The sequence below is a fragment of the Denitrobaculum tricleocarpae genome, from assembly GCF_007004665.1.
In the GTDB taxonomy this organism is placed as follows: Bacteria; Pseudomonadota; Alphaproteobacteria; order Kiloniellales; family Kiloniellaceae; genus Denitrobaculum; species Denitrobaculum tricleocarpae.
On sequence record NZ_ML660058.1, the window covers coordinates 274,782 to 290,976 of the forward strand.

15 protein-coding genes are annotated in these 16,195 nt (G+C 59.4%); 3 read left to right on the forward strand and 12 right to left on the reverse strand.

The features are described from left to right. Positions 1–61 precede the first annotated feature (61 nt). From FKG95_RS20355 to FKG95_RS20400, 10 genes are all read right to left on the reverse strand, one after another. Positions 62–1,192, reverse strand: a complete 1,131-nt coding sequence (locus FKG95_RS20355) for a hypothetical protein (protein WP_142898239.1) — start codon at positions 1,190–1,192, stop codon at positions 62–64. A 206-nt stretch (positions 1,193–1,398) separates the two neighbouring features. Further along, positions 1,399–3,300, reverse strand: a complete 1,902-nt coding sequence (locus tag FKG95_RS20360) for a carboxymuconolactone decarboxylase family protein (RefSeq protein WP_142898240.1) — start codon at positions 3,298–3,300, stop codon at positions 1,399–1,401. A gap of 4 nt (positions 3,301–3,304) precedes the next feature. After that, complete coding sequence (locus FKG95_RS20365; RefSeq protein ID WP_142898241.1) at positions 3,305–3,895, reverse strand: nuclear transport factor 2 family protein; 591 nt, start codon at positions 3,893–3,895, stop codon at positions 3,305–3,307. Positions 3,896–4,010: 115 nt separating this feature from the next. Beyond that, positions 4,011–5,024 (reverse strand): alpha/beta fold hydrolase, encoded by a 1,014-nt coding sequence (locus FKG95_RS20370; RefSeq protein WP_142898242.1) that lies wholly within the window; start codon positions 5,022–5,024, stop codon positions 4,011–4,013. A 108-nt stretch (positions 5,025–5,132) separates the two neighbouring features. Then, on the reverse strand, positions 5,133–5,993 hold the full coding sequence (locus tag FKG95_RS20375; protein WP_142898243.1) for a LysR family transcriptional regulator: 861 nt from the start codon (positions 5,991–5,993) through the stop codon (positions 5,133–5,135). 520 nt (positions 5,994–6,513) lie between these two features. Continuing rightward, entirely contained in the window at positions 6,514–7,896 is a 1,383-nt protein-coding gene (locus FKG95_RS20380) for a hypothetical protein (RefSeq protein WP_142898244.1), read from the reverse strand. Positions 7,897–8,115: 219 nt separating this feature from the next. Then, positions 8,116–8,553, reverse strand: a complete 438-nt coding sequence (locus FKG95_RS20385) for a hypothetical protein (protein WP_142898245.1) — start codon at positions 8,551–8,553, stop codon at positions 8,116–8,118. 96 nt (positions 8,554–8,649) lie between these two features. Continuing rightward, positions 8,650–9,096 carry a universal stress protein gene (locus FKG95_RS20390; protein WP_142898246.1) on the reverse strand — a complete coding sequence of 149 codons (447 nt, stop codon included), beginning with the start codon at positions 9,094–9,096 and terminating at the stop codon, positions 8,650–8,652. Between the two features lie 244 nt (positions 9,097–9,340). Then, entirely contained in the window at positions 9,341–10,549 is a 1,209-nt protein-coding gene (acmB, locus tag FKG95_RS20395) for a methyl acetate hydrolase AcmB (protein WP_142898247.1), read from the reverse strand. 65 nt (positions 10,550–10,614) lie between these two features. Then, positions 10,615–12,267, reverse strand: a complete 1,653-nt coding sequence (locus tag FKG95_RS20400; protein WP_246116837.1) for a flavin-containing monooxygenase — start codon at positions 12,265–12,267, stop codon at positions 10,615–10,617. A 335-nt stretch (positions 12,268–12,602) separates the two neighbouring features. Here FKG95_RS20400 and FKG95_RS20405 point away from each other — a divergent pair, with 335 nt between their 5' ends. Beyond that, positions 12,603–13,418, forward strand: a complete 816-nt coding sequence (locus FKG95_RS20405) for a helix-turn-helix domain-containing protein (RefSeq protein WP_218940284.1) — start codon at positions 12,603–12,605, stop codon at positions 13,416–13,418. Positions 13,419–13,472: 54 nt separating this feature from the next. On the opposite strand, the gene FKG95_RS20410 is transcribed toward FKG95_RS20405, so the two are convergent. Further along, positions 13,473–13,919 carry a helix-turn-helix domain-containing protein gene (locus FKG95_RS20410; RefSeq protein ID WP_246116838.1) on the reverse strand — a complete coding sequence of 149 codons (447 nt, stop codon included), beginning with the start codon at positions 13,917–13,919 and terminating at the stop codon, positions 13,473–13,475. An 81-nt stretch (positions 13,920–14,000) separates the two neighbouring features. Between FKG95_RS20410 and tmpT the strand changes: the two genes are divergently transcribed. Then, positions 14,001–14,636, forward strand: coding sequence for a thiopurine S-methyltransferase (gene tmpT / locus FKG95_RS20415; protein WP_142898249.1), 636 nt, complete (start codon positions 14,001–14,003; stop codon positions 14,634–14,636). Between the two features lie 153 nt (positions 14,637–14,789). Here tmpT and FKG95_RS20420 read toward each other — a convergent pair whose 3' ends face one another. Then, positions 14,790–15,275: a winged helix-turn-helix transcriptional regulator gene (locus FKG95_RS20420; RefSeq protein WP_218940285.1), complete on the reverse strand. Its 486-nt coding sequence runs from the start codon at positions 15,273–15,275 to the stop codon at positions 14,790–14,792. 92 nt (positions 15,276–15,367) lie between these two features. On the opposite strand from FKG95_RS20420, the gene FKG95_RS20425 reads away from it, so the two are divergent. Beyond that, complete coding sequence (locus tag FKG95_RS20425; RefSeq protein WP_179954193.1) at positions 15,368–16,165, forward strand: nuclear transport factor 2 family protein; 798 nt, start codon at positions 15,368–15,370, stop codon at positions 16,163–16,165. Positions 16,166–16,195 lie beyond the last annotated feature (30 nt).

The window sequence follows — 16,195 nt, forward strand, 5'->3', positions numbered from 1 at the left end:
GCTGCGCCTGTTTCGTCAACTCCTGATTCCCGCAGCCTGGCGGGGACTCCGGGCGCTACGCTCACTCACCCAGTTCAATCACTTTGGAAAGACGCAGTCCAATGCGCCTGTTGTTGACGTTTTCATCCCGGCTGAATTCATGCGCGACAGCGAGCGAGATGCCTTTGCCAAAATTGTACTCAATCGAGGTTTGCGCGGTGTAGTCATCAAAACGACCGCCACCGGACAACCATCTGGGTCTTGCGGTGCCGGACAGCACTGCCGTCCAGGGGCCTGTTCGATAAACTACGGCGCCGCTTGCATATATGATCTCATCCGCTGTCCCGTCGAAGTTGTCAAAGGCTGCAATTTCCCCGATCAGTGTCCAGTCCGTCCCGCCACGCGTTTCGAAGGATTGCAGCACCGAGGCCGAAATGCCGTTTTCATCAGCCACGCCGTCCACGCCTCTGCGTTGATATATGTAGCCCAATTTGTATGTCAGGCCGGGCAGGCGATCCATGCCGAGCCCTTCAAGCGACACCGTGAAGGAGTCAAGCCCCTCAGTGTTACTGGCACCTCCGTCATCAATAGAGTTGCGGCCGCGATTGGTGCCCAGGGAGTCTGAAAACACGCTTGTGTCTTCGAAGAAGCTGTTAAGGCTCAGTGTATGCTCCCCGTCACCGTTGCCGCCAAAAGTGTAGGCACTGCCAAGCCCGACCCGATCGATGAGTTCGATTTCCTTGCTGTAACTATTCCCGTACATTCCCGGCGTCACCAGCGAGGCCAGCGCAAAAGACGGTGTATGCTTGCCGGCATGTACCGAGAATTCGTCGTTCAGGGAGTATTCCGCGAGCAGAAAGCGCGCAAACAGGCCTTGATCCTCGAAGGCGCGGTCTTCTGAAGCCGGCGCGACGGTTTCAACCCGGAGTTCCGAGATGAAACGAAACCTGTCAGAGAAATTCAGCACCGGGCTTGCAATGATCTGAACAAAAAGATCATCGGCTTCGTTGCGCGGTTCCTCGGCATCGTAGTCTCCGTTGTAGCCCAATCTGGAGATTATGTTGCCACTGAAGTATGGAACGCGGGGGTCAACCTCCTCTTGCGCTACGGCAGGGCAGGCTGCGAAAAAAGCGGCGATACAGAATACGGGAGGGTACGATCTGGTCATCGGCATTATGCAAGGCTTTGCTTGTTTCGAGTCCTGACTTTGCACGAAGCAACAGGCGTCCCATTCCGGGAGGTTCGGCTTGGAGAGTTGCGAGGTGGCTTATGAAGGCTGCGGTAAGCTACGCCTGCGCTGATCGCGCATGGCCAACTCCGACCACTCGCCCCAAATCAACGGCTTCACCTTCGTCGTCGCCCTGATTTACGCAGAAGATGAGAGGCGGGCCGGAGGTGTGTGCTGTCCGGCGCCATCCTCTAAAACTCACGTGGGTCAAGAGGGTCGGTGCCCGCTTGGAGCTCGATCGGATCACCGATGCCGTCGCCGTCGGAGTCGGCTTTATAGGGAAACGTGCCTTTGGCGAGTTCCAGCGTGTTCTCCAGCCCATCGCCGTCAATATCTGCATCGGCGGTATCTTCTATTCCATCGAAATCCGTATCAGCCCAGCGGCTCGGGTCGGCCGGGAAGCCGTCGAATGCATCCTCGACTCCATCGCCATCACTGTCGGTCGCCAACGGTATGACGAGGCCCGTCCAGTCGGATGCGCCGTCCGGAACCTTGCCACTGTTTGCAGCTGCGACCAGTTCGTCGAAGAACTGGCTCATATGGTAGGGGCGTTGCTCGCTGGGCAATCCAATATGCACGCCAGGTTTCCACCCCTTCGGGCCCAGATTGCGCAGGGCCCAGGACATGCTGAGCTGATCGGTGACGGTTGCCATCGATTGCATGCTGCCGGAAAGCCAGGCGTTGACCACGATCACCGAGAGGATTTCCTGGATTTCACGATCCGTGTAGTGCCGGCGCAGCTCTTCAATGTGAGCGGCGGTTACCCTCGCCGGCAGGCGCGCCGAATCGCGTGCAATCCGCAGTGCCGCTTTCATAGATGGCGTAACGAACTCGGAGCGCTCAAAGTCCATCAAGGATTGAATGTACGCGATCAGCTGCGGCAGGTCCTCGGCTGGGATTTCGTCCCGAAAGTATGCGTCTTCGGTGTAGTCGAATATGCCGAAGGCACCATGGGCCTGGCAGTGCACGCACCCGCTGGCGAGCTGATAGACGAAGAAGATCGACCAGATTTCATCGTACTCAAAGGTGCGCTCGGTCTGCAGGATATATGCATCCATACTGAGAGTGCCGAATGCGGCTTGCCGCGGCCAGTAGGTGTCAAACCGGTTCCGGTCGCTATAGGGCACAGTCGTCTCATTGTCTTTGGCAACTTCATGGTAGCTGTAGTCATAGGCGGCCACATTGAAGCCCGGAGTGTCTTTGTTAGGCAGATTGGCTTCACGCAGACCTTCCTGCTCCCACTCAAGCTGAGCGGTCGGAAAAGCATCAAACGGCTCCTCGATCCCATCACGGTCCCCATCGAAGGTGATCTCGGGTACGCCGTAGCCGGTAATGAAGTTAAGCCAATCCGTGGCAAAGACGGGATCAACCGCCCCGAGGTCTTCACGGTCCCAGGTGGCGTCAAGCTCTGCGACGGCTCGGGTCAAGGAATCACCGACAAAGGGATTGGCGTACTGTTCCTCATAGGAACTGCTTGCGTTCGGGCCGGGCGTCCAGCCAACATCTGTGAGGTTTTCAATGGCCCAAGCCAATGTCTCCTGGTCGGTTGCGATGGGCAACACGGCATCATGGGTTGCGGACGCGTTGTTGATCGCTCCCAACTGCATAAGCTCAGCAATCTGCCGGTCTGTATAGTTGGTGCGCAACAATGCATGTAGATCGCTCGAGGACAGGATCGGATAGCTCCCCATGACCTCGATGTAAGTGAACGCAGCCTTGAGGCGGGGATCCTCCAGAGACTCCACGTAATCGGAAGCGAAGAGTGCCTGTATCTCTTCCAGCGGTACGTCCATCAGCGAGAGCTGGTAAGCGCTGCGTGCCGTATGATGGCCGCTGCCCGCCAGGATCATCTGTCGCAACGTCAATCGCCACTTGGTTTCCGCGTCGAACATGGCGTCTGCGTGGATCATGGCATCTGCCATCAAGAGACCGTTGTAGAAGTCCCGTAGATTGCTGATGTCGATCTTTTGCCGGTCGTAGTATGGCATCGCCTGATCAGCCGCGGGCGCGGGAGGCGCTTCAGCAAGGGCAGCGGAGGACAGCAGCATCGACATGGCCAGCGTTGTATTTGCGAAAAGTGTTCGGGCTCGCATCAGATCAGTCCTCTTCAAAGAGCGTGACGAACATGCCGTTCGGGTTTGGGGCATGGCTGGGCACCAGCTGAAGAACATCCCAGTGTTCTGTAATCTTGCCCTCGTTATCGAAGAGATACATGTCGACGGCGGCCATCCCCATGTCTTCTGGGCTGTCATTGTCCAGGTTCCGGAAGTTAACGTGCGCCATAGCCGAGTTGCCGACGACGATCACCTTATGGACGTCAATGGCGACCGGATACTCATCCACCGACCCTTTGAACAACATGGCGAGGGGCTGGCGCCCGTTGGGCAGCATGGTGCTGTGCTGTATGTAGCGGTCGGATACATAGTCAGCGACGCTCTCGATCGTCGGCCGCGTCGACAAAACCTCGTAGAATTCAATGATCCGTTCCGCTCTTGCGCGGTCCGCCTCGTTGTTGACGATGATGTGGGTCTCAAAATCCTTCGGGATTGTGTTGCGGTAGATGAAGCCCTGGTCTTGAGACCGCGTGGGCGGGGCAAAGGGATCTCTCTCCTGTGCTGCTACGTCGAGCGAAAATGCCAGAAACGCTGCGGACGCTGTGGCAAGAAATCTGATCGATCTTACAGTCATGATGTCCTCGTTTTAGAAATAAGCAGGGAAAGTTGCCGCCGTTACGCAGTTGCGTGCCAGGCAACGGGAAACGGGTCTGCGGAACCACAGACGGCTACCGGATTATGTGGAGAGGTCAGTCGAACAGGTCGCGCGCGGCGTCTGCGACGATTTTTGGCTTCTCGGCCTGGATGAAGTGATTCGCGTCTACGATCTGCACTTTACCGTTCGGCACGACTTGTGCGGTGCGCCAGTATTCCTCAGGGCGCTGCCCGGGATCATGGGCACCTTGCATAAAAATGACCGGCATCGTCATGCGCGGAAAGACTTCGGCAAGCCGGAATTCCAGCTCTTTGTCGAAGCCGGCGTGGGAAAACTGCGCCGCTGCAGCTTCAGCGGTGCCCGGAAAGAAGTATTCCCAATGGGCCCGGTCACGATGACTTTGCGGCATGTCGACAGAGTAATAGTCGCTCTCGAACATTCCATAAATCACGTTTTCATTGGCGTGGAATTCGGCGGATGCCATTTCCTCGTGGGCCGGGCGCGGAAGCCCGTGCGGCTGATCGGCAGACTGTTGCATGCGGAGATATGCAAGGATCCGACCGCCCATACTCTCTCGCGCCACGAGATGATCGCCGATAACCGCGCCGCGGTCATGACCGACCAGGTTGAAAGTCCCGATGCCGAGTCTGTCCATCAGGGCCTCAAGTCCTTCGGCGACGCCTGCGTAAGAGAGGTCCAGTTCCAACCGCTTGTCGGACTGTCCATAACCCAGTGTATCGACTGCAACGACGTAGAAATCATCTGCAAGAAGCGCCATCACTTCATGCCACGACCACCAGGTATCAGGATGCCCATGAACGAAAAGAATTGTCTCGTCATCAGGATCGCCTGCCGTGACCAGATGCCAGACGGCATCGTTGGCTGAGATATACCAGTGCGTGCCGAAGACATTTTTCGCGAGATATTCGATTTCGCCGTGCCGGCTGACAGTGCCCTGCGGTGGTTGAGCGGCAGGATAGCGGATGTCATCTGTGATTTGGGCGAGAGGGTAGGGTGCGTAAGGATCAAGTCCGACGGGCTCTTCGGCGAATGCAGAACCTAAAACAGAGATCGAAACAAAAGCCGCGAATGTCATGGGACGAACCATGCGAGTCTCCTACCTGTTGGCGTTTCTCCCCAAGACTGGCAATGGATCTAAAGTGCATAAAGCCCATCTGGCGCGCATTCTGTGCGCGGCTGTGGTGCAAAAGCGGCGCTAAGCTTTTTCCAGGCACGCCAACATTCTTTGAACCTTGCTCGTGCGGTGGAGGTCGACGTGCGTGACCAGCCATAACGGCACGCGCCATGTCGGATTGTCAGGTAAAACACGATGCAAATCTGCGTGTGATGCAGCGTCCAGCTCGCTCATGAATCCAAGTCCGACGCCTGCTTCTATCGCGTCGAACTTGACGGTCAGATTAGACGTGGTGACGGTCATTTGCGATGGATCCAGATACTTCTCGACCCAGGAAGCGAACGGGGGTCGAATCGTGTCGTTCGCGAGCCAGACAAAATGGTGACCCGCCATGTCATTGCTCCCAGAGGGCAGACCCTTGCGATCAATATAGCTCTGATGCGCGTAAAGATTGAGTGCGATGGAACGGTATGGGCGGACAACATAGTCCGGGTTCTCGGGTTTACCTCTGGCGCGTATGGCGACGTGTGCCTCACCATACTCCAATCGCGAGAGGCTCTCTGTTGCGAGAATGTTGACTTTACATCCAGGGTTTTCTTCCCGAAATCGCTTCACCGGAGCGAACACAGCTTTGGTGAACATCGGCATCACCGAGAGCGTTATATCGCCCTCGAGTTGTGCGCGATTGCTCTGAGCCCGTCCTGCGAGGTCATCAACCAGAGCTTCGGTTTTTTGCGCGACTTGCAGGAATTCAGAACCCAAATCGGTTAATGAATAGCCTCGTGCATGTCGGAGAAAGATCCTTGCACCCAGTTCAGCTTCAAGTAGATCGATGTGACGATTAACCGTGGCCCTGTGAATGCCGAGCGTCTCAGCCGCGGCACTGACCGTCCCCAGCTTTGCGACCTGGTATGCCGTGTGAAATTCAGCCCATCTGTTCATGTTTTCTATGCTCTCCCTGCGCACATGTAATGCGCCTACTCGATTGTTCTGTACAATTTTTGTTCACAGATATTTTACTCCTACCGCCCTCTTGCCAAGAGCCTTCGAGGCATGGATTTTCGGTGCGCGGCGCGCCGAAGCCCTGTCTCAAGCCCTCCGGTCTGCGTTTGACTTTGGGGTGCCAACACCGCAGGCAGGTGTTTTATTCGTATCGTCTTCACGCCGTGCCGAAGAGGCCGTTCTCCTGGCCGTCGGCGGGAGCGGGCGCAGGACTTGTCTGTGACCCTGACTGCACGTGGTCATCGTAGGGTGCCGCCGTTCGAATTCTGGAGAGGCAACCGCCGAATTAACTTCGATCAGGCACTTTTTGAGCCGTACCTGATGATGGAAGTATTGCCTCAGGTCGCATTGACGAAGATGTCAGATGTAGCAGCGGAAATGACAACGGGGCCAGATCCCGATTTGTGCGCGATGCATAAGTGCCCGGTTTATGCAACCGGGCTCCAAGCCCGATCCGCGGTCAGGCCGAGCGGTGTCTTCGCGCGGTGCTCAGGATGAGCCTCAGCCCCAGGAAGAGGATAAGCAGTCCGAGCGAGAGCGCGATGGCCAGGAGGATGTAAACCAGCTTTGGGGTGGAGAGCTCCGCTATGGCGAGTTCAGCCGGGGCGAGTTCAGCCGGGGCGAGTTCAGCCGGGGTATCGGGCAGATTCATGGGGCGGGAGAAGACGAACATCAGGGCGGTCTCGCCCAGGAAGGGGGCGTCCGACAGGTCCGAGAGCAGCGAGGGGACCAGCAATCTTCCCGAGGGCAGGGGCCAGGCGGCGAGGATGGCCTGGGTCGAGAGGCCGTGCGCGAGTGCGGCATCTCCATTCACGCGCGCGGCGGCGATGCCGAAGGCGCTGGCGGCCACGCCGAAGCCGCCCAGGATGGGGCCGGAATCCACATCGCCGAGCCAGGAATAGGCGTCCATGCCCTTGCGGAATTCCCGCACGCCGCTGATGAAAGTGCCTTGCTGCACGAACTGCCGCTCGTAGAGCCCGTACCAGGCTTTCGCGGTTTCCGGCCAGAGCTCCTTCGCCCATATCAGCTTGTAACTGATCCCCACGCCTCGTGCGGGGCCGATGCCGATACCCTCGAGAGGGTCCGCGACGTAACTGGGAAGCTGCGTCGCCGGGTCCAGCATCCTGCCTTCGAAGCCGCGGCGCGCGCGCTCGGTGAATTTCCCCAGGTCAATCTCCAGCAGTGCGGCGGCGCGCTGCATGACCGCAATGGCCGGAAGGATGTCGATGGGATAACACTGTCCCGGGTAATCGTCGAGAAGGCCGTGGGGAGATTGATCGAGCTCCCGGGAGAGCGAGATGACCTGCTGTCTGAGCAGGGGCTCGTACTGGACCTTGCCGGTGATGGACTGATAGGAGGTCAGGCCGGCGATGAGCAGCATGCGGTAGAATATGTTCTCACGTTCGAGATAGCTCTCCCCCCAATGCCTGATCACCCAGCTTGCGTTGGCCGGGTCCACCACCAGCTCCGCCGCCGCCTCGATGGCATCGGCCGCGTAGATACCCGGCCTCGGGCTGCCGGTATCGCCCGCCGCGACCCAGGCTTTATCGAGTTCTTCCGTGCTCCAGAGAAAATAGACCGCGCTGAACATGGGCCATTCGGTCCCGGAGATATCGCCGAGGCTCAACTCGGTGCCGCGCGCAGTCTCAACACGATCCCGGGCCCAGGCCCCAAACGGCTGGGCGATGGAGCGGTGAATATCAGCCGCGAAATCCGAGACGCCGGATTGCGCGGGGGACTCCTCCCTGATCTGATTGAGCACCGTGACGGCCGGGTAAAGAAAATAGTAGATGGAAATGGAGCAGAGAATGAGCCCTGCCAGGGCTCTCAGTGCGTTCCGCACGCGGTGATCCTTTTTGAGTGTCTAAAGAGTTTTGGGGACAGGAGCTAAAGATTTCAATCGGTAAAAAATGGAAAACACCGCGCCTGAGCTCCGTGGAACGTCGAGGGGAAAGCGTGGGGCGAGGCGCGGAGCGGAAATTCAGGGTCTCGCTGCGCGACTCCTTGCCTGCCGTGCGCGGAGACAGATGCATCGCACCAAATCATCTGCGGACGCCTCCCGTCACGTTTTTACGACGCGTTCGTCTTGCAGGAAGACCGCATCGAAGATCGCGAATACGTCGGCTGCGAGGGGCGTTCCAATCACCTCTTCGCGTGTCAGGGCCGTGCCGACGAATTCGTAGCTTGCGACAGGTCGGTCGTTCGCATCGATAACCCTGACCGTCGGGCCGTCGTCATTTTCAAAGTATATGAGCGAGATGGCGCACCTGTGATCTTTGGAGATACCTTCGCCCCAGGGCCCGTAGATAAGGTCAAAGTTTGCGGGATGCGTGGCCAGGGAGGCCCCGACCGTCCAATGCATGAAGTAGCAGGCCACGGTCTCGGCATCTCGTATGTGCACATAACCATTAATGCTGCGCGACTCCTTGCCGCAGCAATCGCAATGTCCGCCGCTTTCTGCAGAGGGTTCGACCTCTAATTCCGATGCTTCCAGATGCATTTTCTCAGGCTATCATTGCGCAGGAACTGAAGCCAGCCGGGAAGCTAAACCAACCGGGAAGCTAAAGCAGCCGCGAACTTAGGCCAACCGGGAAGCTCACACCACCGACAGGCAGGCGCACTTGGCCAGGTGATTGACCTTCTGGGTCGTGCTGCCCAGCACCAGGGAACCGATGCCGCCCAGGCCGCGGCGTCCGGTGACGATGAGATCGGCGCCGCAGTCCTCGGCGCAGGCGATGATCTGCTCGGCGGGGTCGCCGCGTTCCGCGCGGATCTGCGTGATCTCCAGGCCGAGGTCTTTTGCGATGGCCTTGCTCGCGTTCAGAACCTTTTCGGCAGCCTCGCGGACTTCCTCCGGGGAGGGCATGGTGGTTGCGGCATGGTAGCCCATGGTCGCCCCCAACGCGAAGGCCACCGTATGGGGCTGCGGCGTGTGGACGAGATGTATTTCCGAAGCGTATTTTCCGGCCAGATCACAGGCCAGGCGGAGCGCAACTTCAGAGGTTTCCGAGCCATCGACACCGACCACGATATTCTTGAACATACCACCTCCCTTGGTTGGTTTGGATAGGTAAAGCATAGCGGAGCGGTGGGGTTTTGGGTTTGACGTGCATCAATGGGTCGGCCGTCCGCCGACTTGCGCGGGAAGGCTTCGGGTTTGGCCGCAAAAGGCGACCACCGGAGCGATCCACCCGCCTGTCTTGGCTTTGATATGGCGAAGCGTCTACGGGATGGGGAGGGCCGCCACCTTGGTGGTGCGGCCCTCACCCCAAAGCAACGGGCCGCGCTCAGGCGGCCGCTGCTGTCTGTTTCAGGCTGTCATAGGTGGCGGTTTCGAAATCCAGATAGCCGGTGAAGGAGACCGGGTCGCCGAAGGGCAGGATCTGCGTGGCCCAGAAACCGCCCAGGCCGTTCTGCCGGTCGATCCAGTAGAAGAGGTTCGCCAGTCCTGCCCAGCCGATGGCTCCGGCGGGACGTCCCGTGGGCGCCTCCTCGTCGTTGACCATGAAGCTGTAGGACCAGCTTTTCTTCAGGCCGGGGAAGAACTCAGCATCGTTCGAGAGCGCCGGGATCACCCCCGGCAGCATGCCGACTTTCTGATGCGGCTGGAGGCCGTTGCGCACGGCCTGTTCGACCGTTTCCCTTTTCAGAACCGGCCCGTTCGGGCCCATGCCGTCGTTCAGCCACATGCGGATGAACTTCATGTATTCGCCGACCGAGGCGTAGAGACCGTGGCCCGCCATATCGACCTCCGGGTTGTCGGGCAGGGCGAAGTCCATGGGCGTCAGGCTGCCGTCCTCGCCGCGGGCATGGATGCTCGCGGTGCGCGCCTTCATGTCATCGCTGCGGGTGAAGGCCATGTCCGTGATGCCGAGGGGCGCGAAGACCCGCTCCCGCAGAACCTCGCCGAGCCGTTTGCCGCGGATGCCCTCGACCACTTGCCCGGCCCAGTCCATATTGCTGCCGTATTCCCACTTCTCGCCCGGGTCGAACAGCAGCGGCGTTTTCAGCGATGCCCTGGTACAGCTCACCACCGATGGCTGGCCGTGCTCCTGCGCCATGCGCAGATAGTGCGCGTTGAAGAAATCGTATCCCAGCCCGGCGGTATGCAGCATCAGCTGCCGGGTCGTGATCTCGGTCTTGGGCTTGCGCAGCCGGGGAGCGCCCGCGTCATCGAAGCCTTCGAGCACCATCAGCTCCCCGATCTCCGGCGCGTAGTCCCGGGCCGGGGCGTCGAGATCGAGCAAGCCTTCCTCGACGCACTGCATTACCGCCGTGCCGCCGATGGCTTTGGTGGTGGAGAAGATGGCGAAGACCGTATCGCCGGTCATCGCTTCCTCCGCACCCATGGCGCGCTGGCCGCGCGCGCCTTCGTAGATATTGCTGTTTCGATCCGTCACCATGGCGACCACGCCCGGGACGCGGGTCTCGTCCGCCCCCGCCGTCACCCGTTCCAGAATGCCGTCGAGCGGCTCTTTCCAATTTCCGTCGGTCATCGTCTTGTCCTCCCTTGGTCCCGGCTGTCGCGTACGGTTCGTTTCTCCGCGCCGGGACCGGTTGATTACTGCATGTCGAATCCCTGATAACCCTCTGCGGCAACCTCGGCGCATTTCTTGCGGTAGGTGCCCACACCGCCGGTGTAGGAGAGCATGCGGCGCGGTTTGCCGGGCACGTTGGACCCAAGATACCACGAGGTCGTCTTGGCAAAGAGCGTCGCGTTCGCGGTTTCATCGTGATGGGCGACCCAGGCCGCTTCGGTTTCGGCGGTGGGCTCGATCACGGTCTTGCCTTGGCTGCGCAGGTAGCCGATGCAGTCCGCGATCCACTCGGCCTGCTGCGCGAGGCAGGTGGTCATGTTGCAGAGTGCCGCCGAAGGGGCGAGGGGAACAGCCGTGGTGAACAAATTGGGAAAACCGTGTATCTGAAGGCCCATGGTGGTGCGGATCTCGCGGCCCCATTCTTCCTTCAGAGAGTCCCCGTTCCGTCCCCGGATGTCGATCCGCGTCAGCGCCCCGGTGCCCGCATCGAAGCCGGTGGCCAGCACGATGACGTCGAGTTCGCAGATCGTGCCGTCGGTAAGTTCGACGCCTTCGGGCACCACGCGGGCGATCGGATTTTCGCGGCAGTTGACGGTGCTGACATTGGACCGGCGGTAAACCTCCAGGTAGCCGCTCTCCAGCGGCACCCGATGGGTGCCGAAGCCGTAGTCGGTCGGGATCAGAAGATCGCAGAGCGTTTCGTCCTGCAGCCGCGCGCGCATTTTTTCGCGTACGAATTCGGAAACTTCTTCGCTGACCGCTTCATCGAAAAACATCTCGGCGAAAGAAGCGAGCCAGAGTTTCAGCGACCCGTCGGCGTGAATCTCCTCGAGCCGCGCGCGCCGTTCCTCCGGTGTCAGTTCGCTCCAGCTCGGGCCGAAGTCATATTCGAAGCCGGTGAAGGTGTTGGGCAGGGTCTCCTTCAACTCGTCGAAGCGGGCTTTATAGGCCGCGCCGTCTCCCGCGAAGTCGGGGTTCTTCATGGGCAGCACATATTGCGGCGTGCGCACGAAGACCGTCAGGTGATCGACTTTGTCGGCGATGGTCTGGATGACCTGAATGCCGGTGGCGCCGATGCCCACGACACCGACCCGCTTGCCTTCGAAACTCACGCCATCGCGGGGCCAGCGCGAGGTATGGAAGATCCGGCCCTGAAAGCTCTCCTGTCCCTCGAAGACCTTTTCCATCGGGGCCGAGAGCATCCCGCAGCAGGTGATCAGAAACTGCGTGTCGATAACTTCGCCCTGGTCGGTCGTCACCCGCCAGCGGCCCGTTTCTTCCTGCCACACGGCGCTCTCGATGGTGGTTTCGAACTGGATATCCTGGCGCAGATCCAGCGAGTCCGCGATGTAGTTCATCCAGCGTTCGATCTCGGGCTGACCGGGAAAGCGGCAGCTCCAGGTCCAGTTCTTATAGAGATCCTCGTCGAAAAAATACTGATAGATATAGGCCTCGGAATCGAACTTGGCGCCCGGATAGCAATTCCAGAACCAGGTTCCGCCCGGCCCTGACGCGGTATCGTAGGCGCGCACCTTCAGGCCCATCTTGCGCAGCATGTGAAGCTGGTAGAGTCCGGCCACACCGGCGCCTATCACAAGTGCGTCGAGCTCTTTCTCCTCAACCGCGTCCTGTTCAACTGCGCCCTCTTCAACCACGCCGCCATTTTTCTTTGTCACTGATTTCCTCCCTTACGATTTTTTTTTCTGGGAGCAGGATAGAAGGGCCTGTGCCTTCGATCTTGAAGGAAACCGGCCCGCGGCTTGAAGGAACCAGGCGTTTTTTTGAAGAATCCGGGATTTTCTTTGAAGGATCCGGGCAGAGATGACCCCCTACCCAGTGTTTAGTTGTTAATTTTTGGCCTCAGGCGTTAGTCTGATAGGTGGGATGAGTTGCCCTGCCGTTAGGGAGGAGAGGGAGACTGTCCAGTCTGATTGCGCCAAAAGACCTGCCGCGCTACGTACCCGGTGAGGTCCTTGCCCAAAGCGACGGCCTCGGCTGGCGGGGCCTCTACATGCGCGCCTACGACTATCACGGACAGGATGTCGAGATCCCGGCCATGCGCGACTATTTGCTGGTATCCTATCAGACCGGTGTCACGCCCATGCGCCGGCGTTTCAGCGGGCGCTGGTCCGAAACCCTCTGCCGCCCCGGCGCGGTTTCGCTCCTGACCCGATCGCAGCTTTCCCACTGGCACTGGACCGAGGACGTAAAGGTCACGCACGTTTATCTGACCCAGGACTTCGTCTCCAAGATCGCCCGCGAATTTACCGGCCGCGGGGTGGAAGAGGTCTCGCTCAACGACGTTCTGCGCACGGACGACCCGGTGCTGACCGGCGCCGTCGGCACCATTGCCTCCGAGGCCCTCAGCCCGACCCACGGCAGCGATCTCTATATCGAGGCCGTCGGACGCCAGCTGGTTATTCATCTGCTGCGCAACTACGCGGACATCAGGCTCACCAGCGATACCGGGCGCGGCCAGCTTTCCGCCGCGCAGCGGAACCGCGCGCTGGAGTTCATCGAGGCGAACCTGCACCGCCATCTGGAACTGGGTGAGATCGCCGTGGAGCTGAATCTGAGTATCTCCACCTTCTCCCGTCACTTCGCCGACAGCATCGGCCAGCCGCCCTATGCCTATGTGACCGAACGCCGCCTGGAGCGCGCCCGCCGCCTGCTGGCGGAGACACAGCGCCCGGCAAAGGAAATCGCCGTGGTTTGCGGCTTCAGCGATCAGCCGCACCTGACGCGCATGTTCTCGCGCCGCTACGGCGTGACGCCCGCGGCCTTTCGAAAGTGGGGCCCGGGCGGGACGGTACAGCTGGATGCTTAGTTTGAGTTGCCGTACGCCCTGAAGGTCTTCACGACCACAGTGTGAGTTCTCAACCTAAGCGGTATTCGAGGCTTTGCCCGGATGCCGTTTCTTGTCGTCTTCCCTGAGCCGGAAGGCGATGCGCAGCAGCTTTTTGAAGCGCGGGCAGGAAAAGTGGTTGTCGGCGCGGCATTCAGCGACGTGGCGCAGGAGTTTACTCAGTGCGGTGAGTTCGTCGATCCGCCGGTCCAGCTCCTGCGCTTTCTCGTTGATCTTGGCTCTGTCGAGCGCGGCACCGCTCTCGCCTGGCAGCATCGCGGGCAGCTCTTCGAGCTTGAACTGCGCCAGGCGTCCGAGGGTGATGAGTGCGAGCTGGTCCAGCACGCCGGGATCGAAAAGGCGTCGCAGGCCTTTGCGCCCGCTCGAGCGGATAAGGCCTTTTTCCTCATAGTAGCGGAGTGTCGAGGCGGGCAAGCCGGAGCGTCTCGCGACCTCGCCGATATCCAGCTCGGATCCCATCATTTTCTCTCTTGACCTCAAGTGAACTTGAAGTAGTAGCTTGTCCGAAGACAACATCTGAAATCAAGAGCTTTGAGGAAAATAATGGATCCGAATTTCTGGCACCAAAGATGGCAAGACAACAAAATCGCGTTTCATGAGGCCGAGGGTAACGCACTGTTATCGAGCCACTTTCATCTCCTGTCACTCCAAAAGGGCGACCGCGTCTTCATCCCGCTCTGCGGCAAAAGCAATGACATCGGATGGCTCGCCGGCCAAGGCTGCCGCGTTGTTGGTATCGAGCTCAGCCAGGCGGCCGTCGAGGCCTTCTTCGCCGAGAACGGACTTGAGGCGGAGGTCTCCAGGGTCGGGGGTCTGCGGCGTTACAGATCCGGTCCGATTGAGCTCTTCGCCGGTGATTTCTTCAAATTGAGCAAAGAGCTGCTGGGGCCGGTCGATGCGATCTACGACCGGGCGGCGCTGGTTGCGATGCCCGAGCGGATGCGGACATCCTACGCGCATCATCTTGCGAAGCTTTCCGGAAACGCGCCGCAGTTTCTCATCACCTTCGACTACGACCAGAGCCAAACCGAAGGACCGCCTTTCTCGGTTCCCGCCGAGACGATCGACCGGCTTTACGAAGGCATCTACCGTCGTGAGCCGGTGGCGTCGGTGGAAATCGCGGGCCCCTTGGCGGAACGATGCTCGGGCACGGAAAACGCCTGGCTGCTGAGGCCGTGAAGAGGTACTGCTGCAGGATCTCGGTCCCGCTGACAACGACAGTGCGGACTATGCAGAAGTTTGGCGAACTTACGCTTGTAGAGGCGGTGGTTTGTGCCCACATCCCGGGACGCAGGCATTTGGGGGCAGGGGACGGTCAGGCTGACTAACTCGTCAACGGGCCATGGCGTCGAACGCTGCCTGTAGCTCTTCTGCGACCGTTGGTCCCAGCCGCCGCGACGTCTTTCCCAAATGCTCGACACGAAGATCGTCCATAAACCTCTCCCACATTTCAGGCCCGCCTTCCTCAAGGAGTTGAGCTCGAATGGAGTATTGCGGCGTAGCAGGAAGCCAGCGTCGCCCCCAGGCACCGAGATGCGCGAAGACCGGCACCAGCGTGATTGCTTTTTCGGTAAGTGAATAGACGTTCTTCTGTTTGTGGTCCGGGTCGCCGGTCGCGGTGAGCATCCCCGCCGCGACCAGCTTCTTCAAGCGATCCGCCAGCAGGTTCGTGGAGATGCCTTCATCTGATTGGTTCAAGAGCGCGCCGTAGGTGCGTCGAGCGCCAAACATGACATCTCTGAGAATGACCAGACTCCATCGATCGCCGAGTAGTTCGACACTCAAGTTGATCGGGCATCCGGAACGTTGATCAGGCAAACCTACCTCCAAACATAAACCAGTTGCATTATTGCAGTAGTTGAGTCATATTCCAACTACTTGCAAAATCGCACTGGTTTATGGAGTGCACTGTGACTGAACAGCTGATGATCGAGACACTCGTCCGCGCCATTTTCGATGCGTATAGGAAGAACGATTCGAGCGGGTTCCTGGAGCGGTTACACCCTGATTTTCGCTTCACCAGTCCCTACGACGACGCCATTGACAGCGATTCTTTCATGGAACGGTGCTGGCCGGGTCATCACCAGGTGACGGATCATAGGCTCAGGCAGATTTTCACGGACGGCGAGACTGCGTTTGTCCATTACGAGTTCTGGACTGCCACCGGAGACATACTCCAGAACGTAGAGCGGTTGGTCTTCCGCAAAGACCTGCTCTTCAGCATTGAGGTTTTCTTCGGCGATCCACCTGCAGGGCAGGGACGCTGGAAGAACGAGGACATCAAACCGGCCGCAGCCGTGCGAAAACTCATTTCGGACCGTTATCAGTCCATTCGCGATAAAGATGGCGACGGAACGATGTCAGCCGTGTCGGACACGGCGCTCATGTTCGATGTCGTCGAGCCTCTCTGTCACACCGATGCATCCGATATGCGCCAACGCATGAAGGAGTGGTTCGATAAGTTTGACGGCCCGGTGAAGATCGAATTGAAGGACCTGGTTGTCTCCGCCGACGGCGACACCGCCTTTGCGCACAGCCTCAACCGGTACAAGGGAACATTCAAGGCTGGCGGATCAACCGACATGTGGGTGCGTCACACCTCCTGCTATCGCCTCAAAGAGGACGGCTGGCAGCTTGTGCACGAACACCTGTCGGTGCCCTTCGATGTTCATACCGGCAAGTGGTCGCTTGACCTACAACCGGCCTAGGCCGGTTCGATCGACGTTGCACTGCCATCA